Origin of the sequence: Shewanella sp. SR44-3, from assembly GCF_014163735.1 — a bacterium.
Lineage (GTDB): Bacteria > Pseudomonadota > Gammaproteobacteria > Enterobacterales > Shewanellaceae > Shewanella.
This window is the reverse complement of sequence record NZ_JACJDV010000051.1, coordinates 1-26,117: the sequence shown is the minus strand read 5'-3', so window position 1 is coordinate 26,117 and position 26,117 is coordinate 1. Positions and strand designations below refer to the sequence as shown.

General features: G+C 44.3%; 20 protein-coding genes. 15 read left to right on the top strand and 5 right to left on the bottom strand.

Going from position 1 to position 26,117, the window contains the following annotated elements:
• Window positions 1–631 precede the first annotated feature (631 nt).
• Window positions 632–1,834: a diguanylate cyclase gene (locus tag H5073_RS16680; RefSeq protein WP_259394932.1), complete on the bottom strand. Its 1,203-nt coding sequence runs from the start codon at window positions 1,832–1,834 to the stop codon at window positions 632–634.
• A gap of 431 nt (window positions 1,835–2,265) precedes the next feature.
• Between H5073_RS16680 and H5073_RS16675 the strand changes: the two genes are divergently transcribed.
• On the top strand, window positions 2,266–3,540 hold the full coding sequence (locus H5073_RS16675; RefSeq protein WP_182680698.1) for a CinA family nicotinamide mononucleotide deamidase-related protein: 1,275 nt from the start codon (window positions 2,266–2,268) through the stop codon (window positions 3,538–3,540).
• A gap of 174 nt (window positions 3,541–3,714) precedes the next feature.
• Here the strand turns inward: H5073_RS16675 and H5073_RS16670 are convergent, their stop codons facing one another.
• The 3 genes from H5073_RS16670 to argE form a co-directional block, all read right to left on the bottom strand.
• Window positions 3,715–4,233 (bottom strand): DUF1439 domain-containing protein, encoded by a 519-nt coding sequence (locus H5073_RS16670; RefSeq protein WP_259394931.1) that lies wholly within the window; start codon window positions 4,231–4,233, stop codon window positions 3,715–3,717.
• Window positions 4,234–4,250: 17 nt separating this feature from the next.
• Entirely contained in the window at window positions 4,251–6,914 is a 2,664-nt protein-coding gene (gene ppc / locus H5073_RS16665; RefSeq protein ID WP_182680696.1) for a phosphoenolpyruvate carboxylase, read from the bottom strand.
• A gap of 178 nt (window positions 6,915–7,092) precedes the next feature.
• Window positions 7,093–8,244 carry an acetylornithine deacetylase gene (gene argE / locus H5073_RS16660; RefSeq protein WP_182680695.1) on the bottom strand — a complete coding sequence of 384 codons (1,152 nt, stop codon included), beginning with the start codon at window positions 8,242–8,244 and terminating at the stop codon, window positions 7,093–7,095.
• A gap of 254 nt (window positions 8,245–8,498) precedes the next feature.
• Between argE and argC the strand changes: the two genes are divergently transcribed.
• The 5 genes from argC (at window position 8,499) to argH (ending at window position 13,991) form a co-directional block, all read left to right on the top strand.
• Window positions 8,499–9,479 (top strand): N-acetyl-gamma-glutamyl-phosphate reductase, encoded by a 981-nt coding sequence (gene argC, locus H5073_RS16655; RefSeq protein ID WP_182680694.1) that lies wholly within the window; start codon window positions 8,499–8,501, stop codon window positions 9,477–9,479.
• A 24-nt stretch (window positions 9,480–9,503) separates the two neighbouring features.
• Window positions 9,504–10,286 carry an acetylglutamate kinase gene (gene argB / locus H5073_RS16650; RefSeq protein WP_182680693.1) on the top strand — a complete coding sequence of 261 codons (783 nt, stop codon included), beginning with the start codon at window positions 9,504–9,506 and terminating at the stop codon, window positions 10,284–10,286.
• 50 nt (window positions 10,287–10,336) lie between these two features.
• On the top strand, window positions 10,337–11,242 hold the full coding sequence (locus H5073_RS16645; protein ID WP_182680692.1) for an ornithine carbamoyltransferase: 906 nt from the start codon (window positions 10,337–10,339) through the stop codon (window positions 11,240–11,242).
• A 64-nt stretch (window positions 11,243–11,306) separates the two neighbouring features.
• The gene (locus H5073_RS16640; RefSeq protein ID WP_182680691.1) at window positions 11,307–12,530 is read left to right on the top strand and encodes an argininosuccinate synthase; all 1,224 of its coding nucleotides are present in this window, start codon (window positions 11,307–11,309) and stop codon (window positions 12,528–12,530) included.
• A gap of 93 nt (window positions 12,531–12,623) precedes the next feature.
• Window positions 12,624–13,991, top strand: a complete 1,368-nt coding sequence (argH, locus tag H5073_RS16635; RefSeq protein WP_182680700.1) for an argininosuccinate lyase — start codon at window positions 12,624–12,626, stop codon at window positions 13,989–13,991.
• Window positions 13,992–14,068: 77 nt separating this feature from the next.
• Here the strand turns inward: argH and H5073_RS16630 are convergent, their stop codons facing one another.
• Window positions 14,069–16,582, bottom strand: coding sequence for a penicillin-binding protein 1A (locus H5073_RS16630; RefSeq protein ID WP_182680690.1), 2,514 nt, complete (start codon window positions 16,580–16,582; stop codon window positions 14,069–14,071).
• A 182-nt stretch (window positions 16,583–16,764) separates the two neighbouring features.
• On the opposite strand from H5073_RS16630, the gene H5073_RS16625 reads away from it, so the two are divergent.
• From H5073_RS16625 to H5073_RS16585, 9 genes are all read left to right on the top strand, one after another.
• A complete protein-coding gene (locus H5073_RS16625; RefSeq protein ID WP_182680689.1) occupies window positions 16,765–17,844 on the top strand; it encodes a pilus assembly protein PilM in 1,080 nt (359 codons plus the stop codon).
• Window positions 17,832–18,425, top strand: coding sequence for a PilN domain-containing protein (locus H5073_RS16620; protein ID WP_182680688.1), 594 nt, complete (start codon window positions 17,832–17,834; stop codon window positions 18,423–18,425). The genes H5073_RS16625 and H5073_RS16620 overlap by 13 nt, the downstream gene beginning before the upstream one ends.
• Entirely contained in the window at window positions 18,422–19,042 is a 621-nt protein-coding gene (locus H5073_RS16615; RefSeq protein ID WP_182680687.1) for a type 4a pilus biogenesis protein PilO, read from the top strand. Before H5073_RS16620 ends, H5073_RS16615 begins: the two co-directional genes overlap by 4 nt.
• Window positions 19,043–19,044: 2 nt before the next feature.
• Window positions 19,045–19,560: a pilus assembly protein PilP gene (locus H5073_RS16610; protein WP_182680686.1), complete on the top strand. Its 516-nt coding sequence runs from the start codon at window positions 19,045–19,047 to the stop codon at window positions 19,558–19,560.
• A gap of 21 nt (window positions 19,561–19,581) precedes the next feature.
• On the top strand, window positions 19,582–21,630 hold the full coding sequence (locus H5073_RS16605) for a type IV pilus secretin PilQ (RefSeq protein ID WP_182680685.1): 2,049 nt from the start codon (window positions 19,582–19,584) through the stop codon (window positions 21,628–21,630).
• Between the two features lie 301 nt (window positions 21,631–21,931).
• A complete protein-coding gene (gene aroK, locus H5073_RS16600; RefSeq protein WP_182680684.1) occupies window positions 21,932–22,447 on the top strand; it encodes a shikimate kinase AroK in 516 nt (171 codons plus the stop codon).
• An 8-nt stretch (window positions 22,448–22,455) separates the two neighbouring features.
• Complete coding sequence (gene aroB, locus H5073_RS16595; RefSeq protein WP_182680683.1) at window positions 22,456–23,529, top strand: 3-dehydroquinate synthase; 1,074 nt, start codon at window positions 22,456–22,458, stop codon at window positions 23,527–23,529.
• 32 nt (window positions 23,530–23,561) lie between these two features.
• Window positions 23,562–25,076, top strand: coding sequence for an AAA family ATPase (locus H5073_RS16590; protein WP_259394933.1), 1,515 nt, complete (start codon window positions 23,562–23,564; stop codon window positions 25,074–25,076).
• Window positions 25,077–25,148: 72 nt separating this feature from the next.
• A complete protein-coding gene (locus H5073_RS16585) occupies window positions 25,149–25,988 on the top strand; it encodes a Dam family site-specific DNA-(adenine-N6)-methyltransferase (RefSeq protein ID WP_182680681.1) in 840 nt (279 codons plus the stop codon).
• Window positions 25,989–26,117: the final 129 nt, after the last annotated feature.

Genomic DNA, 26,117 nt, shown 5'->3' with positions numbered 1-26,117 from the left:
TTATTAGAGGGGGCGGCCTGTCACGCCGAGAGTGCGGGTTCCTTCTGTTGTAAAGAGTTGTCCGCTCCGCCAACTTAAGATGAAGGCCTTTGCAGCAATGCAAAGGCCTTTTTCGTATCTGAAATATACGGATGAACATCAAAAACTGACAGAAAACACCAAAAGCGAGCGGTAGTTTAGTTGGCCCATTGGTTGAAACAAGCAGGTTCCATACATTGTTTTGCATTCACCCCATCCATGGGGATTTTAGACTCTCTAGAAATAGAAGGCGACCTGTCACGCCGAGGGCGCGGTTTCCTTCTTGTTACAAGCAGCGTCAACAGCATCCATGCTTAAGTGCCCAGCTCGACATCAATGTCTCGCGTTCATAAGCACATTGCTCTGCAATATTCACCCACTACTTAATTCACCCACCACTTACATAGAAGTCTCATCGAAATGTGAGGCTTTTTTGGTATTTGAAATTTACGAATGAACATCAAAAGTACAGTCTAAAATTTTCTGATTTTAAGGCTGGGGTACAACTGCTAATGAGTATACTTTGGTTAGAACAGCGAAGGCAGCCCTGTTTCGCCGTCAAGAACATAAGCTATAGCTGATGAGGGTAAGTGTATTGGTGGCCCGCGTAAGGCTAACTACAGACCTGATTTCGCCCGCGTTCTTTGGCTTTATAAAGGGCTTTGTCGGCTTCTTTCATGCACTGCTCAAAGCTTTGATCTACTTGGTGTTGGGCACAACCTATTGAGACAGTCACACTTACGGTGCGCTGTTTCGCGGGGGATTTTTTAGTGCGTTTTTTGCTGGCCTGTTTATCTTCCTTGCCCTTACGCTTCGCTTCCCTAAGTACTATTTCATATTCTTCTATGCTTTCTCTGACGTCATCTAAATGCGGGAATACTCGTTTAATTTCTTTGCTTGGGAATACTATGGTGAATTCCTCGCCGCCATAACGAAAGGCTTTACCACCACCAGTAACTTGGGCGAGTTTTGCTGCCACTAACTTAAGCACTTGATCGCCAACGTCATGCCCATAGGTATCATTAAACTTCTTGAAATGATCAATATCCACCATGGCGACTGTGTATTTACGACCTAAGGAGAGGCTTAAGTTAAACAGGGCTCGTCTTGATGGTAAGCCCGTGAGTTCATCTCGGTAGGCTAAAAAGTAGGAATCGATTAATACTGTGGATAAAAAGAATAAGGCAATCACATTAAGCTGTACGGCTAAAGGCAACCAGTTTGGTGCGCTAAAGTGTAATACCCATAATAAAAAAGTTACCCCTAGACTGGTCTGTAGTAGGCTGCTTTTCCAGAAGAGCTTAACAAATAGCACAATGCCTATGGGATATAAGGGTAGTCGAGAGAAGTGACTCGCGGATAAAAAGGGTAAATAACTTTGATGTAGGCTGAGCATTTGCTGTGAATAGCGGCTAAGTAAGGCTATCCATAACGAGGCTAGGATAAAACATCCAAAAATCACTCCGAGCCTCAACAAGCTGTGAACACTAATAAGGCCACGGTCTTTAATGAAGCTGAATACGCTGATCACCAATCCACCGCCAATGAGTATTAATTCATTCTCTTTAGGGCTAAAGCTGGAATTCTGGCTGAAGCTGTAAAATATAAGCAGCAATACACCGATATAGCTGAGCCGGCTGCGATTAAATTGCAGTGCAATAACTGTAGCGCTGCCCAATAACCAATAAGGCATATACAGTATGGTTTGTTGCCAGTCTTGCCAATGACTCTGAAAGTGTTCGAGAAAACCAAGCAGTAGCGCGGTAATTAATAAGGGGAATAGTAAGTAACGGCATGAATGATAGAAGCTGCTCAAAAAAATCTCCAAAAATAGCATTCGCCCAGGAAAGTGTTCGGGCGCACATCAGACTGTAAAGTATTCAACGAATAATAAAAAGTGTTTAAATCAGTTTGGTGATAGGGGAATGGTTGTCACCCGTTTTGATAACTATGTAGTCTATATAGGACCTTGACGTATTGTTATTATCCTTATTACCTAGAAATGGGGATTTAAAGTGGCAGCAATAAATATTGGGCTGACGACTAATAACTGGCATTTTACAACAGCAAAAGCGACCCAGTTGGAACTTAACTTAAGTTGGAGGTGTGTTTCCAACAAAGTTATGCCACTCGTAATGTGCTTGCTATTGCAGTATAAGTTACTTAAGTTTTCCTATAAATGATGACTTAGATCTTAAGTCAATGAAATATAAACCACAATTTTTAAAGCCTGTATAAGAGGTACGCATGAAGTTAGAGATGATCTGCACAGGGGAAGAAGTCTTATCAGGGCAAATACTCGACACGAATGCCGCGTGGTTTGCCAATGTGATGATGGACATGGGAGTCGAAACTCAATATCGGGTGACCGTAGGTGACAGGCTTGAGGATTTAGTTGCAGTGTTTCGTGAGCGAAGCTTGCATGCGGACGTCATATTAGTCAATGGCGGCCTGGGCCCGACCAGTGATGACATGTCGGCTCAAGCAATGGCAATGGCCAAAGGCGAACCTCTGGTTGAAAATGCTCAGTGGCGACAAACACTGGAAGAGTGGTTTTCTCGGCATAATCGTGAAATGCCTAAAAGTAATTTGAAACAAGCTATGCTGCCGGCATCTGCTGTGATGGTGGATAACCCTGTGGGCACAGCCTGTGGCTTTAGAGTTAAACTCAATCGTGCTTGGTTATTCTTTACTCCCGGAGTGCCATCAGAACTCAAGCACATGGTTCATGGACAGTTTATTCCTTTTATCCGGAGCGAATTTACGCTCGATGAGCAATCTAGCGTAAAGAAACTGCTTACGCTCGGTCAAGGTGAGTCTGCAATCGGGGATATTCTTTCAGAGGTGCTGTTACCTGAGGGGATTAGCTTTGGTTACCGCTCTTTTATGCCCTATATTGAAGTTAAAATCTTTGCGCGTGGCCACAAGGCTATCGCCCAGCTTGCTTCTGTTACTCGACAAGTCACCCATGCTTTAGGGGCGGTAGTGGTTGCGGAAGACAAAACCAGTTTAGCTGCCGAAATTCATGCGCGTTTATACCAGTCAGGTTTTAGTTTGAGTGTGGCTGAGTCTTGCACTGGCGGCATGATAGCTAGTCAATTGGTTGATTTTTCAGGAAGCTCATCATACTTTCAGCAGGGTTTAGTGACTTACAGTAATGAGTCTAAAGTCAGAGTTTTAGGAGTCTTGCCACAGACCTTGGACGATCATGGTGCGGTTTCCATCGAAACTGTTGAAGCGATGGCCTGTGGCGCGCGAAACATTCTGGATAGTGATTTCGCCCTAGCAACCAGTGGTATAGCAGGCCCCGATGGTGGCACAGAAGATAAACCGGTTGGTACAGTGGCGATAGCATTAGCAACTAAGTTTGGCACTTATAGCCAGATGGTAAAGTTGCCGCGACGTTCGCGAGATTTGGTGAGAAGTCTTACCGCCGCTATTGCTCTTGATATGTTACGTCGAGCGCTTCTGGATGAAGCTGTAATCGTAGATTATCCGTCTGTTCAGAGGTTGGCTAAGTAACTAAGTAACTAAGTAACTAAGCACCCAAGTAAGTAACCTCAGCTCGGGCTGATAAAATTAGATGACTAATATGGTTGGTATAATATTCAACGCATAAAAAACGCCTTCCACTGGAAGGCGTTTTTATTAGTTTCGTCATTGAACCACGCAAATGTAGGTCAATTCTTAAGTGACTTAAAACTTAACCACTAGCTTGCCTTGCTGTACTTCTAAGGCTTTAGTCATCTTGGCCATTAAGGCTTGATTACTGTCGTTAACGTCTAAGGTATATACAGGTTGTGTCTGTAGATAATTGCGTAAAAAACCCATCAATTGTGGTGTGATCTGAGTAATATAACGCTCTATATCTTTCGGATCTGATTCTACCTTGATTAAGTTTAACTGACGTAAATAAACACTTTTCGTTTTGCTGTCATACCAAGGCTCTGCTTCAAAGGTCGTTTTGAGCTTAGCTTGAATAGGCACCAGCGGGTTGTTTACTTTGATCGCAGTCGCGGCGGTGACCGCCATGATATTAGGCTTTTGGCCCAATACCACCTGCATATCATTGAGTTTTACTGACACGCCAATGAGTTGATTACCTTGCTTCACCTCAAAGTGCATGTCTTTATTTAAGTACTGCTCAATTTCAGACTCGGTAATGCTGTACTGACTGGCGCAGCCCGTCAGTAGCAGTAAAAGTATTATCCCCATCTTGTTTAACTGCTTTATCATCCAGTGTTTCTCATGCCTGCGGCAACACCTGCAATGGTGAGCATCAAGGCCAGTTGAACCTTTTCTGATGCCTGATCTTCATTGCGAGTACGTGCCAATAGCTCAGTTTGCAGGAAGTTTAATGGATCGATATAGGGATTGCGAAGCTTTACTGATTCACGGCTCCAAGGCGTGTGTGACATCAACTCATCTGACTGAGTTAATGACAACACAGTGTCTATCCCGAGTTGCAATCTTGACCTGAGTTTATCCCCAAGATGATGCAGCTCAGTAGGCACTAAACAACGCTCATAGTAGCGTGACAGATTCGGCTCAGCTTTGGTGTAAACCATCTCCAACATGGAGATGCGAGTCTCAAAGAATGGCCATTCACGCTCCATTTCTTGCAATAGGCTCAGTTTGCCTTGCTCTATGGCTGAGCTAAGCGCCTCACCGGCACCAAGCCATGCTGGCAGCATAAGGCGGTTTTGTGACCAAGCAAAAATCCATGGGATAGCACGTAAGCTTTCTATGCCTCCACCGACTTTTCGTTTAGCAGGACGACTGCCTAAGGGCAATTTTCCTAATTCAATTTCTGGTGTCGCAGCCCTAAAATAAGCCACAAAATCAGGCTCTTCTCGAACGATACCGCGATAAGCAAGCACAGACTCATCGGCGATAGACTGCATGCAATCGCGCCAAGCTTTCTTAGGCTCAGGAGGCGGCATCAGTGTCGCTTCCATTACCGCTGAGGTATAAAGCGCTAAGCTTTGCACTGCAAGTTTAGGTAAGCCAAACTTAAAGCGGATCATCTCCCCTTGCTCGGTTACGCGGATGCGACCATCCACTGAACCTGGTGGCTGAGATAAAATCGCTTGATGAGCAGGGCCGCCGCCACGGCCAACTGTGCCACCACGGCCATGGAATAAGGTCAGCTTTACATCTGCCTGCTTGCACACGGCAACCAGTTCTTCTTGAGCACGATACTGAGCCCATGCCGCCGCCATTACACCAGCATCTTTAGCCGAATCTGAATAGCCAATCATCACTTCTTGCATGCCTTTGGTATAACCGCGATACCAATCGATTTGCAGTAATTCTTTAATACAAGCCGCGGCGCCGGTGAGATCTTTTAAGGTCTCAAATAAAGGCACGACTCGCATGGGGTAAGTGCAGCCGGACTCTTTTAGTAGCAAGAGTACTGTCAATACATCCGATGGCTTACTGGCCATGGAGATCACATAAGAACCTAGCGCTTTAGATGATTGTTTGCTGATAAGTGCGCAAGTGCTAAGCACTTCTGCGACATCCGCACTCGGTTTCCAATTCGGTGGCAATAGCGGTCTGCGACTGCTGAGTTCTCTGAGTAAAAAAGCTTGTTTCTCGTCTTCATCCCAATGATCGTAATCACCTAAGCCTAAATAACGGGTTAGCTCCGCGATAACATCACTGTGGCGCTCGGCGTCTTGACGAATATCCAGCTTAAGCATGTGAATGCCAAAACAGGCAAGCCTGCGTAAAATATCCAATAGCAAGCCGTGAGCAATCAAGCGCATGCCTGAGTCACATAAGCTTTGGTATAAACATTCAAGCGGTGCTTGAAGATCGCTTTGCTCCCAGATAATACTATTAAAATCAATATCCGGCTGTTGACCTTCTAGGCGGTCATTTAAGTAATCTATGGTATTACGTAGTTTCTGACGTAGGCTTTTTAGCACGTCACGATAGGGTTCATTACTGTTGTTGGTGAGGGCTTTGAGTTCATCGTTAGCTTCTTCCATAGACAGCTCACCCATTAAGGTGATGATGTCTTTAAGGTATAGGCGCGCCGCCGCATGGCGATTCCTGTCTAATACTTCTTGAGTGACATGGGCGGTGACAAACGGGTTGCCGTCTCTATCGCCGCCCATCCAGCTTGAAAAACGCACCGGCGAGACATCCTTCGCCAGTTGCAGTCCGGTTTTTTTCTCGAACTGATCGTTTAATTGACGTAAGAAATCAGGCACTGCTTGCCACAATGAAGCTTCAATAGTGCTAAGGCCCCAGCGCGCTTCATCAACAGGTGTGGGTCTTTCATGACGTATTTCATTGGTATGCCAAATTTGTGCAATAAGCTGACGCAGACGCAGTTGTAGCTGGCTGTGCTCACGCTCAGTGAGCTGTGGATTTTCTAATGACGTGAGGCAATCTACCACTGAGGCATATTTTTGAATCAGGGTTCGTCTTGATATTTCAGTCGGATGAGCAGTTAGCACTAGATCGATATCCAGTTCACTTAAGCATTGGTGTAACTGCGACTTGTCTAAATCATGGTTTAGTAAGCGTCCAAGCAATTGTTCTACCGGATCTGGAACGCAAACTAACTCGTCACAATTACGGCTAATAGTATGAAACTGCTCGGCAATATTGGCTAAGTTTAAAAATTGGTTGAAGGCCTTAGCAAAGGGAATTAATTCTTCATCGGGCAAAGCCGTTAACAAGGCCAGCATTTGCTCTCTGGCACCATCATCGCCTTGGCGTGATTTTTTGGCGAGAATACGGATCTGTTCAACTTTTTCAAGAAATGCATCGCCTAGATGGCTACGCATAGTTTCACCTAAAATTTGCCCAAGCTGACCTACGTTAGCGCGCAAAGATGCGTAAATATCGGTTGCCGCCTCAGCTTTACTCAGTTCTGACATAAAAATTCTCTCCCAACTTCTATAAGCTCGTGGCATTCCACAAGGACAATTACAATAGCGAGTCACCGACCGATTGGTCAATAGATGAGCGTGGTTATTGTAATTTTATTTCGTTATTTTTTTTCACACCTGCAGTGTTCAGCTCAGATTTCTGAGTTTAACACTGCTAGATGAACAACTACTTTATACAGGCATGATGTACCAGCTTTTTGAGTAGCTCGACGGTAGGGCTTAGAAACGCTGTGGCGATGAATTCATCTGGCTGGTGAGCTTGGTTAATACTGCCAGGACCCAAGACTAGAGTTTGGCATCCTAGCTTGTTGATATAGGGCGCTTCGGTGGAGTAATTGACGACTTCAGCCTCACAGCCTGCGAGCTCTGCGACTAATTGAGTCCAAGGGTTATCGGCTTTGCCAGCAAATGGCTCGGCGCCAGGATAAAGGGTGCTGATATTAATCGCACCTGGGTACTTTGCAGAAATATCGGCAAGGTAGTTGATTACCATTAGCTCAAGATCGCTAAGCGGCAAGCCTGGCAGGGGGCGAATGTCTAAATGCAGATCGCAGCAGCCACAAATGCGGTTAGCCGCATCACCACCGTGGACGTGGCCAAAGTTCATCGTAGGGTAGGGAACAGTAAAAGCATCTTCACGATAGTTGTCGGCTAAATGCTGCTTAAGTTTCAGCAATTGCCCTATGACTTGATGCATAACCTCAATGGCATTAAGTCCGCGAGCGGGATCTGATGAGTGACCGCTTCGGCCAATAACTCGTATACCTTGAGCTAAATGACCTTTATGCATGTACACAGGTTTGAGGCTAGTGGGTTCACCTATGATGGCGTAATCTGGGGCTATACTGGTGGACTCGGTAAAGGCTTTGGCACCATTCATGGTGGTTTCTTCATCGGCACTGGCGAAAATATATAAAGGTCGCTTGAGCTCAGTTAATGGTAAGTCTTTGACCGCTTCGAGCACTAAAGCAAAGAAGCCCTTCATGTCACAAGTACCTAAGCCGTACCATTTATTGTCTTTCTCAGTGAGGGTGAAGGGATCTTGACTCCAGCGGCCATCATCGAAAGGCACAGTATCCGTGTGCCCCGCAAGCAATAAGCCACCAGTGCCTGAGCCGATTTTTGCCAGTAAATTGTGTTTGCCATTGGTGTCTTTTACCAAGTCCACTTCACAATGAAAACCTAAGTCACTAAACCAGTTTTGCAACAATTCAATAACTGCATGGTTACTCATATCATCATGAGTTTCGAGGCCACTGATGGAAGGCGCGCCAATCAACTGAATAAAACGGGTTTTTAAATCTGGTAGTGGGCTCATTTAAGCATCCTGAATAAATAATTGATAAATATGTATTCACATATATTGCATAACAATTTTGTTGTGCTAGTCTAGCAAAAACTCGAAGCTGGCACCAAGTGCTAGTCTTCTAATGAATAAAAAAGCACATATGGTTAAGTCATCGCGCCTTGTGCCTAAGCGCAATGCCTCTATCTGCAAAGCATAAAAATTAGCCATTGTTCACTGTGCTAAACTATGCTGACATTTTAATCAGAGACTAAGATAACAAGATTATGAAAAACATCGCAATTATTGGTGCTAGTGGTTATACCGGCGCGCAAATTACTTCGTTAATTCACGCCGATGCGAGTTTGTCAGTTCAAGGGCTATATGTATCGGAAAACAGCTTAGATAAAGGCCGTGAATTGTCTGAGTTATATCCGGTATACAGTCATTTACCTTATGTGCTTAATCCTTTAAGTGATGCTGCAAAAGCAAAAATTGTCGCTGAGTCTGATGCGGTAGTTCTTGCCACTGAGCACTCAGTGAGTTTAGAGCTTGCGGCATGGTTTTACCAACAAGGTTTGGCCGTATTTGATTTAAGCGGTGCTTACCGCTTTGCCGATGTGGCTCAATATCCTAAGTGGTATGGGTTTGAGCACACTCACCCAGAAGTCTTAGCCGAAGCTGTCTATGGTTTAGCGGAATGGAATGCGGCAAAAATAGCTAAAACGCGCATGATAGCCGTACCAGGATGTTACCCAACAGCCTCGTTAACAGCACTTAAGCCATTAAAATCCTTACTAACCTCGGCATACCCAGTAATTAATGCTGTTAGTGGTGTGACTGGTGCGGGCCGTAAAGCGCACCTTCATACTAGCTTTTGTGAGGTGAGCTTAACTCCCTATGGCGTGCTAGGTCATAGGCATCAGCCTGAGATCGCCACTCAATTAGGGCAAGAGGTGATTTTCACCCCGCATTTAGGCAACTTTAAACGTGGCATCTTGGCGACAATTACAGTGCAATTACAGCCAGGTACCACGGAAGAGCAAGTGAAGCAGGCCTATCAGGTTTACGATAATTCACCTTTAGTGACTGTGAAGCACAATACTTTTCCAAAGGTGGATGATGTGGTGCATACCCCCAACTGCCATTTAGGCTGGAAGTATGATGCTAATTCAGGTTACTTGGTGGTTGCGAGCGCCATAGACAATTTAATGAAAGGCGCCGCTAGCCAAGGGCTTCAGTGCATAAAGATTCATTTCAATCTCTAATTATTCATATTTAAGGGGCAGTTAATGTCTGATAACAAGAGTGTATTGGTATTAAAAGTGGGCGGTGCCTTACTCCAGTGTGAGATGGGCATGGCGCGTTTGATGACGGCAGCAGCCCAGATGATAGCCGCTGGGCAGAAGGTGTTATTGGTCCATGGCGGCGGTTGTTTAGTGGATGAACAGCTAACCGCTAATGGCAAAGAAACCATTAAGCTTGATGGCCTGCGCGTCACACCTGAAGATCAAATTCCTATCGTGGTGGGCGCATTAGCTGGTACCTCTAATAAAATTTTGCAAGCGGCAGCGGCTAAAGCTGGCCTTGTGAGTGTGGGAATGAGCTTAGGTGACGGCAATACTGTTCATGCAAAGATTAAAGATGAGCGCCTAGGTTTGGTGGGTGAAGTGAGCCCAAAAGATGCCACTTATCTAAACTTTATCTTAGATCAAGGCTGGTTACCTATATGCAGTTCTATCGCAGTGTCTGCAGATGGGCTAATGCTTAATGTTAATGCTGATCAAGCGGCGACAGCGCTGGCAAAACTGGTTAATGGTAACTTAGTGTTACTTTCAGATGTGTCTGGAGTGCTCGATGGCAAGGGGCAGCTTATTGCTAGCTTAAACAAAACCGAAATCGAAACCTTAGTAAAGCAAGGCGTTATCGAAAAGGGCATGAAAGTGAAAGTGGAAGCGGCATTAGAAGTGGCGCAGTGGATGGGCAAACCAGTACAAGTGGCTTCATGGCGCGATGCCGAGCAGCTTAAAAAGCTAGTGCTAGGCCAGTCCGTTGGCACTCAGATCCAACCATAAGCATGAAAAATCAAATGTAAAATGAAAGATAGACTATTTAAGGCAGTGGTATGAAGCACTTATTATCGATAAAAGAACTTTCTCAACCTCAGTTGTTAGCGTTACTTAAATTGGCAAAAGAGATCAAGGCGCAGCCTGCTCAATACCGCCAAGCGCTAGCAGGTAAAAGCATAGTGATGTTATTTGAAAAGCCATCACTGCGAACCCGAGTGAGTTTTGATATCGGTATTAACAAGCTGGGTGGTCACTGCCTGTATTTAGATCAGCAAAATGGTGATATAGGTAAGCGTGAATCTGTGGCAGACTTTGCGGCCAATTTATCTTGTTGGGCCGATGCGATAGTGGCCCGCACTTATCTACACAGTACTATTGAAAAACTGGCTGAATACGGTTCAGTCCCAGTGATTAACGCCTTGTCTGATTTATATCATCCTTGTCAGGCCTTGGCGGATTACCTGACGTTAGCCGAGCAATTTGATGATTTAAGTCAGGTGAAGCTTGCCTATGTGGGTGATGGCAACAATGTGACTCACTCTTTACTGTATGGCGCCGCAATCCTTGGGATGACCATGACGGTAGTGTGTCCAGAAAATCATTTCCCCGATGCCCTTATTGTCAGCGAAGCCCAGGCGATAGCTGAGCAGCATGGCGGCAAGATAATTCTCAGTGCAGATATTACTAAGCTGGCTGGACAAGATGCCATTTACACCGACACTTGGATCTCCATGGGTGACAGTGCGTGTTTAGAGGATATCCAGCAAAAGTTTGCTAACTTTCAAGTCAATAAAGCCTTGATGTCAAAAGCTGGTGCCCGCTATTTCATGCATTGCTTGCCAGCCCATCGCGGCGTAGAAGTAACCGATGAAGTGCTCGACGGTGAAGGCTCGTTGATTTTAGCCCAGGCTGAAAATCGTATGCATGCACAGAATGCTTTGTTGGTGAGCCTGCTTAGTTAATTCATTTTTATATTAAATATTTATCTTCATTTATTAGCGGTTAGCAATAACGGGTAGGAAAATTATGTCTTCAATCGTAAAAAAAACCGGCGTTAAAAAAGTGGTATTGGCCTACTCGGGTGGCTTAGATACTTCAGCCATTATTCCTTGGCTGAAAGAAACCTATGATGATTGTGAAATCGTTGCCTTTTGCGCCGATGTGGGTCAAGGCGAGGAAGAGCTGGTGGGCCTGACTGAAAAAGCCTTAGCCTCAGGTGCCAGTGAATGTCATATCGTCGATTTAAAAGAAGAATTTGTTAAGGATTATATTTATCCAACCATCGCCACAGGCGCAATTTATGAAGGCACCTATTTATTAGGGACTTCTATGGCAAGACCGATTATCGCCAAAGCTCAGGTTGAAGTCGCCCGTAAAGTTGGCGCCGATGCTCTGTGTCACGGTTGCACTGGCAAAGGTAATGACCAAGTGCGTTTCGAAGGCTGTTTTGCTGCATTAGCGCCAGATCTTAAAGTCATTGCTCCTTGGCGTGAGTGGGAAATGCGCAGCCGTGAAGACTTGTTAGCCTATTTGGCTGCAAGGGATATTCAAACCAGTGCATCAGCAACCAAAATTTACAGCCGCGATGCTAACGCTTGGCACATTTCTCATGAAGGTGGTGAACTTGAAGATCCGTGGAATGAGCCATCAAAAGGGGTATGGACATTAACCGTTGCCCCAGAAGATGCGCCCAATGAAGCTGAATATGTGGCCTTGTCGATTAAAAATGGCCGCGTGACCCATGTGAACGAGCAAGCGTTATCCCCGTATGCAGCCTTAATGAAATTAAACGATATTGCAGGCAAACACGGTGTTGGCCGTATCGATATTACCGAAAACCGTTTAGTGGGCATGAAGTCTCGTGGCTGTTATGAAACTCCTGGCGGCACTGTGATGTTTGCAGGACTTCGAGCCATAGAAGAATTAGTACTGGATAAGACTAGCCGCACCTGGCGTGAGCAAGTTGCAGCCCAGATGGCTCACTTGGTTTACGATGGACGCTGGTTTACGCCGCTGTGTAATTCTTTGTTGGCCGCATCAGAGTCATTAGCCGAAGCCGTTAACGGTGATGTAGTGATTAAGCTTTATAAAGGCCAGGCAACGGCAGTTAAAAAGCGTTCACCTAATAGCTTATATTCAGAGTCTTTCGCTACCTTTGGTGAAGATGATGTTTATGACCAAAAACACGCCGAAGGCTTTATTCGTTTGTATTCTTTGGCAAGTCGCATTCGCGCGATGAATAGCAACTAATTTTATAATGTGGTCAGTAGTTAATCATAAGGGCGCAATAAAAATGCGCCCTTAATGTTAGCCATAAAGAATAAAACAGCAGAGGATATTGAAATGGCGTTATGGGGCGGAAGATTTCAAGGTGAAACCAGTGCACTGTTCAAATTGTTTAATGACTCATTGCCAGTAGATTACCGCTTATTTGAACAAGACGTTGTAGGTTCAATCGCTTGGGCAGATGCTATCGCAAGCGTAGGTGTTATCAGCGCGCAAGAGTGCACCGACCTAAAGGCTGCACTTAATGAGTTGCTGACAGAGGTTGGTGATGATCCACAAGTGATTATCAGCACTGGCGCTGAAGATATTCATAGTTTTGTTGAACAAAAATTGATTACCAAAGTGGGCGATTTAGGTAAAAAACTACACACGGGGCGTTCACGTAACGATCAAGTGGCCACAGATTTAAAACTCTGGTGTAAAACTGAAGGGGCGGCATTGCTTGCGCGCTTGAATACATTGCGCAGCGAACTCATTGCCCTTGCTGAGCGTGAAGTGGATGCGGTAATGCCAGGCTATACCCATTTACAACGGGCGCAGCCCATCACTTTTGGCCACTGGTGTTTAGCTTATGTGGAAATGTTTGAGCGTGATTTAAGCCGCTTAACCGATGCACTTAAACGCGCTGATACTTGTCCCCTAGGCTCTGGTGCCTTAGCGGGCACGGCTTACTCCATTGATAGGCATGCGTTAGCCTCGGCGCTGAATTTTGCTCGCCCGACCCTCAATAGCCTAGATAGCGTGTCTGATAGAGACCATGTGGTGGAGCTCTGCAGCTCGGCCGCCATTAGCATGATGCACTTGAGCCGCATGGCTGAAGATTTAATCTTTTTCAACTCAGGAGAGGCTAACTTTATCTCATTAGCGGATGAGGTCACTTCAGGTTCATCATTGATGCCGCAGAAGAAAAATCCCGATGCACTTGAGCTTATTCGAGGTAAAACTGGCCGGGTTTACGGCAGCCTGATGGGTATTCTCACCACCATGAAAGCCCTGCCGCTGGCCTATAACAAGGACATGCAAGAAGATAAAGAAGGCTTGTTTGATGTGGTAGACAGTTGGGCCATTTGTTTAGACATGGCGGCGTTAGTGTTATCGGGCTTAAAAGTGAACCGTGAACCTGCGCTGGTGGCTGCGCAGCAAGGCTATGCCAATGCCACTGAGCTTGCCGACTATCTTGTGGCCAAAGGCATGCCGTTTCGCGAGGCGCATCATGTGGTGGGTGAAGTGGTGGTGTTTGCCATCGCGCAGCAGCAACCTATTGAAGCTCTTAGCTTGGCCCAGTTGCAGACATTTGCTAAAGAAATCAGTGATGATGTGTATCCAAACCTCACGATAGCGGCATGTTTAGCAAAGCGTGATGTGCTAGGCGGTACTGCGGTGAATCAAGTTAGTGCTGCAATAGCAGTTAAAAAGCAGGGCTAATATTTTTTGAAGCTATCAATCTCGAAGTCATAAAAAAAGCGCGATAATCGCGCTTTTTTTTATGGGAAAAATCCAACTTATTGGAATAAATCTTCCGCAGGGTTATCAGTAAAGATAGTGTCGTTTTGCGGGGTATCGGCGACGTATTCTTTAGGTTCTGTACCCGCCGCAAAATACTCAAATGCTGTGGTGTGATCAGTTTTACGGGTGAGCTTACCTGTCGCTAAATCAATGCGGGCTGACACTATGCCTTTTGGTGGTACGACTGAGACTTCAGGCACGCCTTTCAAGGCTTTATTCATAAAGTCATTCCAACCGGGACCAGCCGTTTTGGCGCCAGCCTCTCCTGCGGTTATTTGATCCGGTGCACCGTTGGCCATCCAGCTGGTGCGGCCCAGTTGACGACCATGATCGTCAAATCCAACCCAAAAAGTACTGGTTAGGGTAGGGCTAAAGCCACTAAACCAAGTGTCACGTGCTTCGTTTGTGGTACCGGTTTTACCTGCAATGTCATGACGTTTAAGTAACCGTGCCGCACGCCATGCAGTGCCTTGCCAGCCTGTGCCGTGTTTCCAGTCGCCGCCACCCCAAATCACACTCTTGAGCGCCTCAGTGATAAGAAATGCTGTCTGCTCAGTGATGACTTGAGGTGCAAAGCGTGAGGTTGCACTACCGCATTGATTGGGTTGGTTTGTCAAGCTAGGCGTTATCGGTGCACCATATTCATCATAAGATTGGCTTGGTTGAGCCGTTGGTGTACAGGCTAACGTCGGGTTCGCTTCTTCGATAACGGTATTAAAGGCATCAGTTACCTTATCGATAAAATAAGGTTCGACTAGATAACCGCCATTGGCGAATACGTTAAAGGCTGTGGCCACCTGCAATGGCGATACAGAAGGTGACCCCAATGCTAAGGATTCGTTGCTTGGTAAATCACTGGCATCGAAACCAAATTCGGTGAGTTTTTTGATGGTGGCAGGAATGCCTACGTGGCGCATGGCGCGTACAGACATGACGTTGATGGATTGCGCTAAGCCGACCCGCAAGCGGGTTGGACCACCATAAATGTCTGGTGAATTTTTAGGGCGCCAGGCTGTACCTTGGCGAGTATCCGGCTTATTAATCGGCGCGTTATTGATCAAGGTCGCTAAGGTGTAGCCTTTTTCTAATGTTGTAGCATAGATGAAAGGTTTGATGTTTGAACCTAATTGACGCTTGGCTTGAGTCACGCGGTTGTATTGACTTTGGCTAAAGCTAAAACCGCCAACTAAGGTGCGAATAGCGCCATTACTTGGTTCTAACGATACCGTAGCGCTAGAGACTTCAGGAATTTGTGATAACTGCCAAAACTCACCGTTGTGTCTGATCCATACGCGTTGCCCTGGGGTTAAAATATCTGCAGCAAGCTTAGGTGGCAGCCCTTGGCGTTTATCATTAATAAACTTGCGCGCCCATTTAAGACCGGGCCATTCCAGTAGAATTTCTTGCCCTTGGGCATCGATGACTCTAGCTTGCTGCTCACTCACACTTAGTACTGCGGCAGCTATGATGCCTTGTACTGATGTGGTTTTATTTAATACGCTAGTGATTTCTTCGGTGCTGGGCTGCGTTGTTGTCCAAAGAGTGGCAGCGGCGCCGCGATAGCCATGGCGTTCATCATAGGCAAATACGTTGTCGCGCAATGCTTCTTGTGCCATCAGCTGTAAATCAGATGAAATCGTAGTGTAAACGTTATAACCATTGGTGTAAGCGGCTTCTTCGCCGTATTTCTGCACCATGTAGTCACGTGCCATCTCAGAGATGTAAGGGGCATAAAGATCAATTTCGGCGCCGTGATAAGAAGATGTAATAGGCTGAGACAGTGCATCTTGGTATTCAAATTGGCTGATAAAGCCAACCTCATGCATGCGCATCAAAACTAAATTACGTCTTGCTAATGCTCGGGTGGCAGAAGTGATAGGGTTTAATGTCGAGGGGGCTTTGGGTAATCCGGCAATAACCGCCATTTCAGCCAAAGTTAAGTTTTGCACTTCTTTACCAAAATAGACTTGAGCGGCAGCACCAACACCATAGGCTCTCTGACCTAAATAAATACGGTTTACGTATAGCTCTAGAATTTCATCTTTAGTCAGCAGTTCCTCTATATGCAAAGAAATAAAAATTTCTTTCACTTTACGAATAATGGTCTTGTCGCGAGTTAAGAAGAAGTTACGCGCTACCTGCATAGTGATGGTACTGGCGCCCTGCTTTTTCTCTCCGGTTGCTATCATCACTAAAGCTGCGCGGACCACACCAATAGGGTCTATACCTTTGTGTTCATAGAAGCGGGTATCTTCGGTTGCCAAAAAGGCTTGAATTAACGGTTTTGGTACTTCTTCAAGCTTAAGTGGGATGCGGCGCTTTTCACCAAATTGGGAAATGAGTTTGCCATCGCTACTGTAAATTCGCAGCGGGGTTTGCAGCTGAATATCTTTTAACGTGGTGACATCAGGCAATTCAGGCAGTACATAAAAATACGCGGCAAAAATCGAACCTATGCCGAGTAAAGCTAGACTAAATAGCGCTATGATAAATCGTTTGAACCACTTCAACCTGACATCCCAAAATAAAAAATAGAAGCGTTAGTATATAAGCGCCAATGGATGAGGTGAAGCAAAAACATACAAGGAAATTAGACTATTTATTTTTTTAACAAACATTTGACACAATTAGCGGTAAGAAATTGACTATGTGCTAATCTCTTTTAACACATAACAATAATGTGACGAAAAATATGCTCTCAAAATTTTGGCGTCCTCAGGCTCCGCAAATGATAGGGATAGATATTGGTTCATACGAAATCAAAGCGATCCTACTGAGCAAAACTGCTGACGGTTATAAAATTCAAGCTCATTGCAGCGTGCCGGTTAAAAAAGGCGCAGTGGTTGATCATGATATTCGTGATTCAGCTGCAGTTATTGAGGCATTAAAGCAAATCAAGCGTGGGTTACCCAAATCGATAAAGTTTGCTGCGGTAGCTGTGTCAGGATCTGCGGTGATGACTAAGGTAATTTACATGGATTCTTCACTCAATGAAGAAGAAATGGAGGCGCAAATTGAAATCGAAGCCGACAATTTAATTCCATACTCTCTTGATGAAGTCAGCATAGATTTTGAAACCTTAAAAACCAATAAAACTGATCCCACCAAAGTCGACGTGCTATTGAGTGCTTGTCGCACTGAAAATATTGATTCCCGTATTGATTCCCTCGATGCCATAGATATAGACACTAAAGTGGTTGATGTTGAAGGCTATGCCTTAGGTCGCTCGGCAGAACTTATCATGGCTCAATTACCTCCAGGGGCGGCAGAAAAATCGGTCGCACTGGTTGATATTGGCGCCAATATGACGACTTTTGCCGTGGTTGAGCGTGGTGAAACCATATTCACACGAGAGCAAGCCTTCGGTGGTGAATTGTTCACTCAGTCTATTCTGTCTTTTTACGGTATGTCTTACGATGAGGCCGAAAACGCGAAAATTAAAGCTGAACTACCGAGGAACTATACTTTCGAAGTGCTATCTCCTTTTCAAACTCAATTACTACAGCAAGTGAAGCGAACCTTACAAATTTACGCCACTGCCAGCGGCAAAGAGAAGGTGGATTACATAGTACTGTGTGGTGGTACGGCAAAATTAGAAGGTATGGAAGCGTTACTTATGAATGAATTGGGCGTCAATACCCTAGTTGCCAATCCATTTTTAGGTTGCCTACATGCTGATGACGCAATTAAATCGCAGCTACAGCAAAGCGTAAATAAATATATGGTTGCCTGCGGTTTGGCGTTAAGGAGTTACGCTCAATGGCGAACATAAATTTACTCCCTTGGCGTGAAGAAGCTCGTGAAAAACAAAAGCGCGATTATATTGGTGTGCTCGCACTGGTATTTTTAGTGAGCTCTTTAGTGGCTTACCTTTCCTTAAGCTTTATTGAAGTCATGACGGAAAACCAACAGGCACGCAATAGTTATTTAAAGTCAGAAATTAGCTTGCTTGATGCGCAAATTGCCGAAATTAGTAAAATTACTGAGCGTAAAAAAGACATTGAGCGTCGTACAGAAATTATTCTAAATTTGCAGCAATCTAGAAATTTACCTACCCATGTATTAGATGAATTAGTTCGCATAGTACCGCCGGGAATATATTTGTCCAGCATAGAGAAAAAAGGCAGTGTGCTTTGGATAGAAGGGCGTAGTGAGTCTAATAATAATGTCGCCAATATGATGCGTAAGGTAAAGACTTCTGAATATTTGGATGACCCTAGTATGCAATCCATCGTCGCCCAAAATGAAGATTTACGCTTATTACAGCGCTTTAAGTTAAGGCTTGCGATACGTGAGACAGATCATTTTGAACTGGATGCCGCAGGTAATGTTGCTCAAGGAGCGAAGCCATGAACCTCGACCTTGAACAGTTTAATGATATCGACTTTGAGAATATTGGTGGCTGGCCTAAATTAGTTAAGCTGGTTTTTGCCGCTATACTTTCGGCACTGGTTATTGCAGGGAGTTATTATTTATTCATTTCTGATGCGATAGACACCTTGTCTTACGAGCAAGGCGAAGAAATTAAATTACGCCAAGATTTTGAGAATAAATACCGACTGGCTGCTAATCTGAAATTATATCGCGAGCAATTAGTGGTAATGGAAGCACAGTTTGCTGAGTTATTAAAAATGTTGCCATCAGAAAATGAAATGCCAGGATTACTCGATGACCTCACTTTTGTGGCAACCGACGCCGGCCTTCGAATTAATAGCCTAGATTGGGAAGCGGAAATTGAACGTGATTTTTATATCGAATTCCCAATTAAAATGATGGTGAATGGCAATTATCATGAAATTGGCGATATGGTGAGCGGTGTAGCAAAACTCCCGCGAATCGTCAGTTTGCATGATTTTTCCATTATTAAAGAGGAGTCAGGTAATCTATCGATGAGTATCTTGGCAAAGACGTATCGATTTAAAGAAGGAGCGGAACTGCCAAAGGAATTACCTAAGGCTAAGGGGAAATAATGATGAAACGATTATCTTTATTAACCTTGGTTCTACTGTTGACTGCCTGTGTCGGTGATCGGAGCGATCTTGAGTTATTTGTTACTACGACTAAAGCACAGCATATTGCACGCATCCCGCCTTTAAAAGAACCGCCTAAATTTGAGCATTTTGCTTACCAAGCTCAGCTCATGCGAAGTCCATTCGTTCCGCCTTCAAGGGAGCTGACTGAGGAAGTTGTCGATACCAGTAAAGATTGTTTGCAGCCAGATCTACAAAGACGTAAAGGGCGCTTAGAAACTTACGCTCTGGATAATTTGAAAATGCGCGGTACCTTGAGTGAAGGTGACAGCATTTGGGCGTTAGTTGAGTCTACAGATGAGAACGTCTACCGCTTAGGCGTAGGAGAGTATGTAGGATTATATCATGGTCGAATTGCTAACGTGACGTTGCAATTTATCGAAGTAATAGAATTAATACCTGATGGTTCCGGTTGTTGGACTGAAAGATCCAGCAACCTAGAGTTGTCGAGTAAATAATGAGCAAAGGATGAAAGAATAATGAAGTCTTCTGCCGCGATAACGATAGTCAATAAGAGTCAAGCTGCGATGAAATGTCTATTTGCCATTATGCTAAGTATTGGCTTGTTACCTAATGCGCTGGCGGCTAACCGTCTTATGGATGTGAAGTACCATTCCTTAGTGGATCACCAGTTAGAATTAGAGCTTATCTTTGAATCTAATTTGACCTCACCACAGGTGGATTTATCTGCAGAACCTGCCCAAATCATGCTTAATTTTGTAGACACAGTCTCAGAATTGTCTACCAACAAATTAGTTATAGACAGTGTTGGTGTTGATTCTTTAACCACAGAGCAAGATGGTTCGGCATTGAGGGTGACCTTAGATTTAGCCAGTGTTAAGCCTTATCAAGGAAAAATCGTTGGCAATAGCTATCGATTGACAATTAATGATGCAAAAGTGGGTCCACAACAAGCAGATGACCCTTTTGTTAATGCGGTAAGTAGTATTGATTTTCGCCGCACTAAAACTGGTGGCGGCGAATTATCCATACAATTAAATAATCGCTCTGTTGCGGCCAATGTTGAACAAGTAGGTTCAAAACTCGAAATTAAACTTTATAACACAGACATTAAATCAGAATTACTGTACGTGATGGACGTGCAAGATTTTTCGACTCCAGTGATTAGTTTTGAAACCTTTAAAGATGATTTAACCTCTCGAATTATTGTCGATATTGCAGGTAATTATGATTATAACTACAGGCAAGAAGGCAATATCTTTAAGGTTGATATCGAGAAAGTTGAGCGGATATCTATAGCTAAAGAAGATAAAAAGTACAGTGGAAAAACCTTATCACTAAACTTTCAAAATATTTCTGTCCGTACGGTATTGCAGATTATTGCCGACTATAACAATTTTAACTTGGTCACCAGCGATACGGTAGAGGGCAATATTACTCTACGTCTTGATGATGTCCCTTGGGATCAAGCTTTAGATCTTATCTTACAAGCCAAAGGGCTAGATAAGCGTATCGAAGGCAATATTCTTATGGTGGCGCCCAGTGAGGAATTAGCCATTCGTGAAAGCCAAGATTTAAAAAATAAACAAGAAGTTAAAGAGTTGGCGCCACTTTACTCTGAGTTTTTACAAATTAACTACGCTAAAGCCATAGATATTGCCGAGTTGCTTAAAAGTGAAGATTCTAGTTTATTATCTACTCGTGGCAGCGTAGCCGTAGATGAAAGAACTAACACCTTATTGGTAAAAGATACTGCAGAGATCATTGAAAATATTCATCGTCTTATCGAAGTGTTAGATATTCCGATTAAGCAAGTATTAATCGAGTCACGAATGGTTACGGTAAAAGATGACGTCTCTGAAGATTTAGGCATCCGCTGGGGCATAACGGATCAGCAAGGTACTAAAGGTACTTCTGGCTCATTAACAGGCTCACAAAATATTGCTAATGGCATAGTTCCCACTCTTGATGACAGATTAAACGTGAATTTACCTGCGGCAGTCACGAATCCTACAAGTATCGCATTTCATGTGGCTAAGTTAGCCGATGGCACTATTCTCGATTTGGAGTTAAGTGCGTTAGAGCAAGAAAATAAAGGTGAGATCATCGCTAGCCCAAGGATCACGACGTCAAACCAAAAGGCGGCTTATATTGAACAAGGCGTAGAGATCCCTTATGTACAATCGACGTCCAGTGGTGCAACCTCAGTAACCTTTAAGAAAGCTGTGCTGTCACTTAGGGTAACCCCGCAAATTACTCCAGACAATCGAGTGATCCTAGATCTTGAAATTACCCAAGATTCTCAAGGTAAAACAGTTGATACTCCCACAGGCCCAGCTGTGGCTATCGATACCCAGCGGATAGGAACTCAAGTATTGGTGGATAATGGAGAGACTATTGTCCTTGGTGGTATTTATCAGCAAAACTTGATTAGCCGCGTCAGCAAGGTGCCAATATTGGGTGATATACCTTATGTTGGGTTCTTATTTAGAAATACTACGGATAAAAATGAGCGCCAAGAGCTGCTAATTTTCGTTACACCTAAGATAGTGACAGAAAAACTGTAAACAATAACACTTGAGCGTCTAACCGCTAAAAGCCAGCTTTATAGTTGGCTTTTTATATTAAGAGATTGTTTATTATAAGATTGATGTACATGCTTTACTGCTGGTGCACAGTTTTGCTGGCGAGTTCTAGCACTGCTATGCGAATAAAATATCTGTAAATGACCGTCTTAGCTTGCAAGCAGCATGTGATAACTGAGATAATCCTTCGTCAAGACTCATTTAGAGCAAGGTTAAATAATAGGTCGGCTTGATATTAAGTCGATAAGGCATACTTTTCATATAAGATTCAGACGTATACGAAATGGCTGAAAAACGCAATATTTTTCTGGTAGGCCCTATGGGCGCAGGTAAAAGCACAATTGGTCGCCATCTGGCACAACTGCTGCATTTAGAATTCCACGATTCAGATCACGAAATCGAGCAACGCACAGGTGCGGATATTGCTTGGGTATTCGATGTTGAAGGTGAAGAAGGCTTCCGTCGTCGTGAAGCTCAAGTCATAGCTGACTTATCCGAAAGGCAAGGCATTGTTCTTGCTACCGGTGGTGGCTCTGTCGAGAGTAAAGACATACGTAACCATCTCTCAGCTCGCGGCATCGTGGTGTATTTGGAAACCACAATAGACAAGCAGGTTGCTCGTACTCAAAGAGACAAGCGTCGCCCCTTGTTACAAGTTGACGATCCGAGAGAAGTGCTTGAAAATCTTTCCGAAACTCGCAATCCTTTATACGAAGAGATTGCCGATGTTATCGTTAAGACAGATGAGCAAAGCGCTAAGATAGTCGCCAATCAAATTATTGAGCAACTCGGCTTTTAGGTCCTCTTATGCAGCAGATCCAAGTCAATTTAGATGACAGAAGTTATCCCATACATATTGGCTTAGATCTGTTAAAGCAGCGGCAGACCTTTCAATCGCTCAAATCTAAAAAAGTCTTCATTGTCACAAATGATGTCGTCGCGCCTTTGTACTTAACTCAAGTCAAAGCTGCGTTGGTTGATTGTGCCTCTGTGGACGTTTTTGTGTTGCCCGATGGCGAGAAAAATAAAGATTTAGTCCACTTAGAGTTGATTTTTTCTGCTTTACTAGAGAAAAATTATGCTCGTGATACCACATTGCTTGCCTTAGGCGGCGGTGTGATTGGTGATATGACCGGTTTTGCCGCTGCATGTTATCAAAGAGGTGTATCCTTTGTGCAAGTTCCCACCACATTACTGGCACAGGTCGACTCATCTGTAGGTGGTAAAACAGCGGTTAACCATGCTTTAGGTAAAAACATGATTGGGGCATTTTATCAGCCTCAGTGCGTGATCATTGATACTCAATGCTTGCACAGTTTACCTAAGGAAGAGTTTGCAGCTGGCATGGCTGAGGTTATCAAATATGGCATCATTTGGGATGCTGAGTTTTTCCTCTGGCTAGAAAACAATGTTGCTGCCCTCCAAGCTTTAGATAATCAAGCGCTAACTTATGCCATCGCTAAGTGTTGTGCCATCAAAGCTGAAATCGTATCTCAGGATGAGACAGAGCAAGGTGTGCGAGCGTTATTAAATTTAGGTCATACCTTTGGTCATGCCATTGAGGCTCAAATGGGTTATGGCAATTGGCTGCATGGGCAAGCTGTGGCAGCTGGCAGTGTGCTGGCGGCAAAAACTGCTTTCGCCTTGGATCTATTAGATGCTCTTAGTGTTCAAAGGATAGAAAATCTCTTTATTGCTTTTGAATTGCCTATTCATGGACCAGATAACATGGTCTTTAGTGATTATATGCAACACATGCGACGAGATAAAAAGGTGCTGGCAAGTAAAATTAGGCTGATATTACCCCAAGCCATAGGCCAGGCTGGTATTTATAGTGATGTGGATGAAGCCTTGTTAGAACAGGTTATCAACGCGTCTTAACATTAGCATCGCCGGATAGTGAGCTATTGAATATGTTATTGCTGCCAACACAGGAAATGCTGGTCCAACGCTTACAACACGTGGCTAGCTATAGCGAACAATTGTTGGTGTTATGTGGCACCAAAGGTTCAGGTAAAAGTACGCTTGCTGAAGCGTTGGCGAGTGAACTTGAAGATATTAATTCAGCATTAGTCGTTTGCCCGCAACACGTGGACAGTAATGAAATCCGCCGTAAAATCCTTATCCAACTTATTTCAGATCCTATATTCGATGATGAGCTGCCGCTTACCGATACTCTACTACGGATCCAATCCTACTTAACCAAACCACTGCATATTATTATCGATGATGCCCATTTATTACCTAAAGCATTATGGGCTGAATGCATTCTGCTAAGTAAAATGTCTTGTGGCGGTCAGAATGTGTCAGTGACGTTCACCATAGAAAGCCAGTTTTGGCAGCCGCTACTCGCAGAGCTAGGTAAGGCGGTAGATCATTCTGTGCTGCAAGTGATTATTGACCCTTTACCGATTGCAGAGCGTGAAGCCCTGTATCAAAGCTTGTTATTAAGAAGTGAGCAAGACGCATTTACGCCCAGAAATATAGTTTCTAGCTTATTAGAAAAGCAAACAGGCACTCCCGCAGAAGTCGTCAGTTTGCTGGCAACGGCATTAGAGACCCAAGGTGCAGTTAAACAGCCCAAAAAACACACTTCACGACTAATATCCTTTGTAGCCGTGCTTGCTGCGATCCTTGCTTGGTGGTTATTTACCAATCCAAGTTTATGGCAGGGTCATCAATCTGTACATTATAGCGGCGTTAAATTCGCATCTGAAGTTGAGCGTCTGCAAGATACTTGGCTTCAGGATCACGGCCAACAATTGCTTAGCCATTATTGGTGGCAACGCAATAGCCCACTAAATCGCTATCTGTCGCCAGGTGAGCCACTGCCTGCTAGTGCTGATAAGCGTGAAATTCTTGCAAAAGCTGCTGATGAGAAGGGTGATGATAAAAGCCGTCAACCAGCGGCTGATAAGCTTATGGATAAAGCCCTGCTAGCCAAAACCCAACAACATATAATCTCGACAGATACGGCACTCGCGCCGCGACAACTTAATAGTGAAACTAGCCCGCCGTTGGCAAAATTAGCCCCTGTGTCAGTGGTCGGCAATGTCTCTGTTGCCGCCAAAACCACTAAAGTGGTTCCAGCGCCTAAAACCCAGGCTAATAGCGCCGAAGCAAAAATCCAAAGCTCTACCGCTAAGGTAAAGCCGGTAGTAAATTTGGGCAAAGCCCCCTACAAAAATGGTTACACATTACAGCTAGCAAACGTTACTCAGCGGGCTTCCTTGAGGCCTATTTTAACTCGGATCCCTCGTTCTGAGTTGGTGATACATGCAAGCACGAAAGGGCACTTCTTGCTGTTTGTAGGGTATTTCTCATCGGAGGCACAGGCGAGAAATAAAGCCGCAGAGCTTAAGCGCTTAGGCTTAGGCGATCCTTGGTTAAGACGCTGGGGTGATTTGCAGCAATATCGCTTCGAATAACATCAGTGACGATGAAAAATACAATTAAACAGAGTATAATCATGAGCTTTATTTTCGCTGGCCGTATCATTAATGACAAAAAAGCATAGAGCCTTTCTTAAGTGGGCTGGTGGGAAGTTTAAACTCGTCGATGAGCTAGCAAAGCAGCTACCTAAAGGGAAAAGGTTAATAGAGCCTTTTGTCGGTGCAGGTTCTGTATTTCTTAACACAGATTATGATGCTTATCTGCTATGCGACATCAATCCAGATCTCATTAATCTCTATAACATCATTAAGAATAGCCCTGAAGAATACATTACTGCGGCAAAAGCGTTATTCGTGCCCGAAATGAATGACAAGCAGGCCTATCTGAATGTGCGTGAGCAATTCAATCAGACTCAAGACCATTTTACCCGAGCTGTGTTTTTCCTGTACATGAATCGTCATGGTTTCAATGGTCTATGCCGCTACAATCGTAAGGGGGGGTTTAATGTACCCTTTGGTACTTACAAGAAACCTTATTTTCCTGAAAATGAAATTCGCTATTTTTCTGAGAAAGCCCAGCACGCCGAATTTAAATGTATTGGTTATGAAGAGGCATTTGCTCTAGCTGAAAAGGATGATGTCATTTATTGCGACCCACCCTATGCACCACTTTCTACCACGGCAAGTTTCACCACTTATGTAGGCCCAGGTTTTAGCCTGGATGATCAAGCTATCCTCGCAAGGGAATCTCGTCATACGGCCTTAGTTAAAGGTATACCTGTACTTATTAGCAACCATGATATTCCCTTGACCAGAGAGCTCTATCGCGGTGCTAAGTTAGGCTCAATATCAGTGCAGAGAAACATAAGTCAAAATGGTGGGTCACGTAAAAAAGTAGATGAGATCATGGCTTTGTATGATCATCACTACAGAGAAGATGGGGAATAAAACCTACTTAACCTCAACTCGGGATAAAAAACTGAACTAATCGCCCTCTTTGTGATCAGATCTTTCGACCAAGAAGGAACCAATCACGCAGAGGGCTTATGGATAATTTAGTGGATGTATTTTGTGATG

Excerpts from the sequence above, each read along its gene's own strand:
- H5073_RS16590 (WP_259394933.1), top strand. The coding sequence starts at position 23,562 with ATGTTATTGCTGCCAACACAGGAAATGCTGGTCCAACGCTTACAACAC.
- H5073_RS16605 (WP_182680685.1), top strand. The coding sequence starts at position 19,582 with ATGAAGTCTTCTGCCGCGATAACGATAGTCAATAAGAGTCAAGCTGCG.
- H5073_RS16585 (WP_182680681.1), top strand. The coding sequence starts at position 25,149 with ATGACAAAAAAGCATAGAGCCTTTCTTAAGTGGGCTGGTGGGAAGTTT.
- H5073_RS16645 (WP_182680692.1), top strand. The coding sequence starts at position 10,337 with ATGAAGCACTTATTATCGATAAAAGAACTTTCTCAACCTCAGTTGTTA.
- H5073_RS16670 (WP_259394931.1), bottom strand. The coding sequence starts at position 4,233 with ATGGGGATAATACTTTTACTGCTACTGACGGGCTGCGCCAGTCAGTAC.
- H5073_RS16675 (WP_182680698.1), top strand. The coding sequence starts at position 2,266 with ATGAAGTTAGAGATGATCTGCACAGGGGAAGAAGTCTTATCAGGGCAA.
- H5073_RS16625 (WP_182680689.1), top strand. The coding sequence starts at position 16,765 with ATGCTCTCAAAATTTTGGCGTCCTCAGGCTCCGCAAATGATAGGGATA.
- H5073_RS16615 (WP_182680687.1), top strand. The coding sequence starts at position 18,422 with ATGAACCTCGACCTTGAACAGTTTAATGATATCGACTTTGAGAATATT.
- aroB (WP_182680683.1), top strand. The coding sequence starts at position 22,456 with ATGCAGCAGATCCAAGTCAATTTAGATGACAGAAGTTATCCCATACAT.
- H5073_RS16610 (WP_182680686.1), top strand. The coding sequence starts at position 19,045 with ATGAAACGATTATCTTTATTAACCTTGGTTCTACTGTTGACTGCCTGT.
- argC (WP_182680694.1), top strand. The coding sequence starts at position 8,499 with ATGAAAAACATCGCAATTATTGGTGCTAGTGGTTATACCGGCGCGCAA.
- ppc (WP_182680696.1), bottom strand. The coding sequence starts at position 6,914 with ATGTCAGAACTGAGTAAAGCTGAGGCGGCAACCGATATTTACGCATCT.
- H5073_RS16640 (WP_182680691.1), top strand. The coding sequence starts at position 11,307 with ATGTCTTCAATCGTAAAAAAAACCGGCGTTAAAAAAGTGGTATTGGCC.
- argB (WP_182680693.1), top strand. The coding sequence starts at position 9,504 with ATGTCTGATAACAAGAGTGTATTGGTATTAAAAGTGGGCGGTGCCTTA.
- argE (WP_182680695.1), bottom strand. The coding sequence starts at position 8,244 with ATGAGCCCACTACCAGATTTAAAAACCCGTTTTATTCAGTTGATTGGC.
- H5073_RS16620 (WP_182680688.1), top strand. The coding sequence starts at position 17,832 with ATGGCGAACATAAATTTACTCCCTTGGCGTGAAGAAGCTCGTGAAAAA.
- aroK (WP_182680684.1), top strand. The coding sequence starts at position 21,932 with ATGGCTGAAAAACGCAATATTTTTCTGGTAGGCCCTATGGGCGCAGGT.
- argH (WP_182680700.1), top strand. The coding sequence starts at position 12,624 with ATGGCGTTATGGGGCGGAAGATTTCAAGGTGAAACCAGTGCACTGTTC.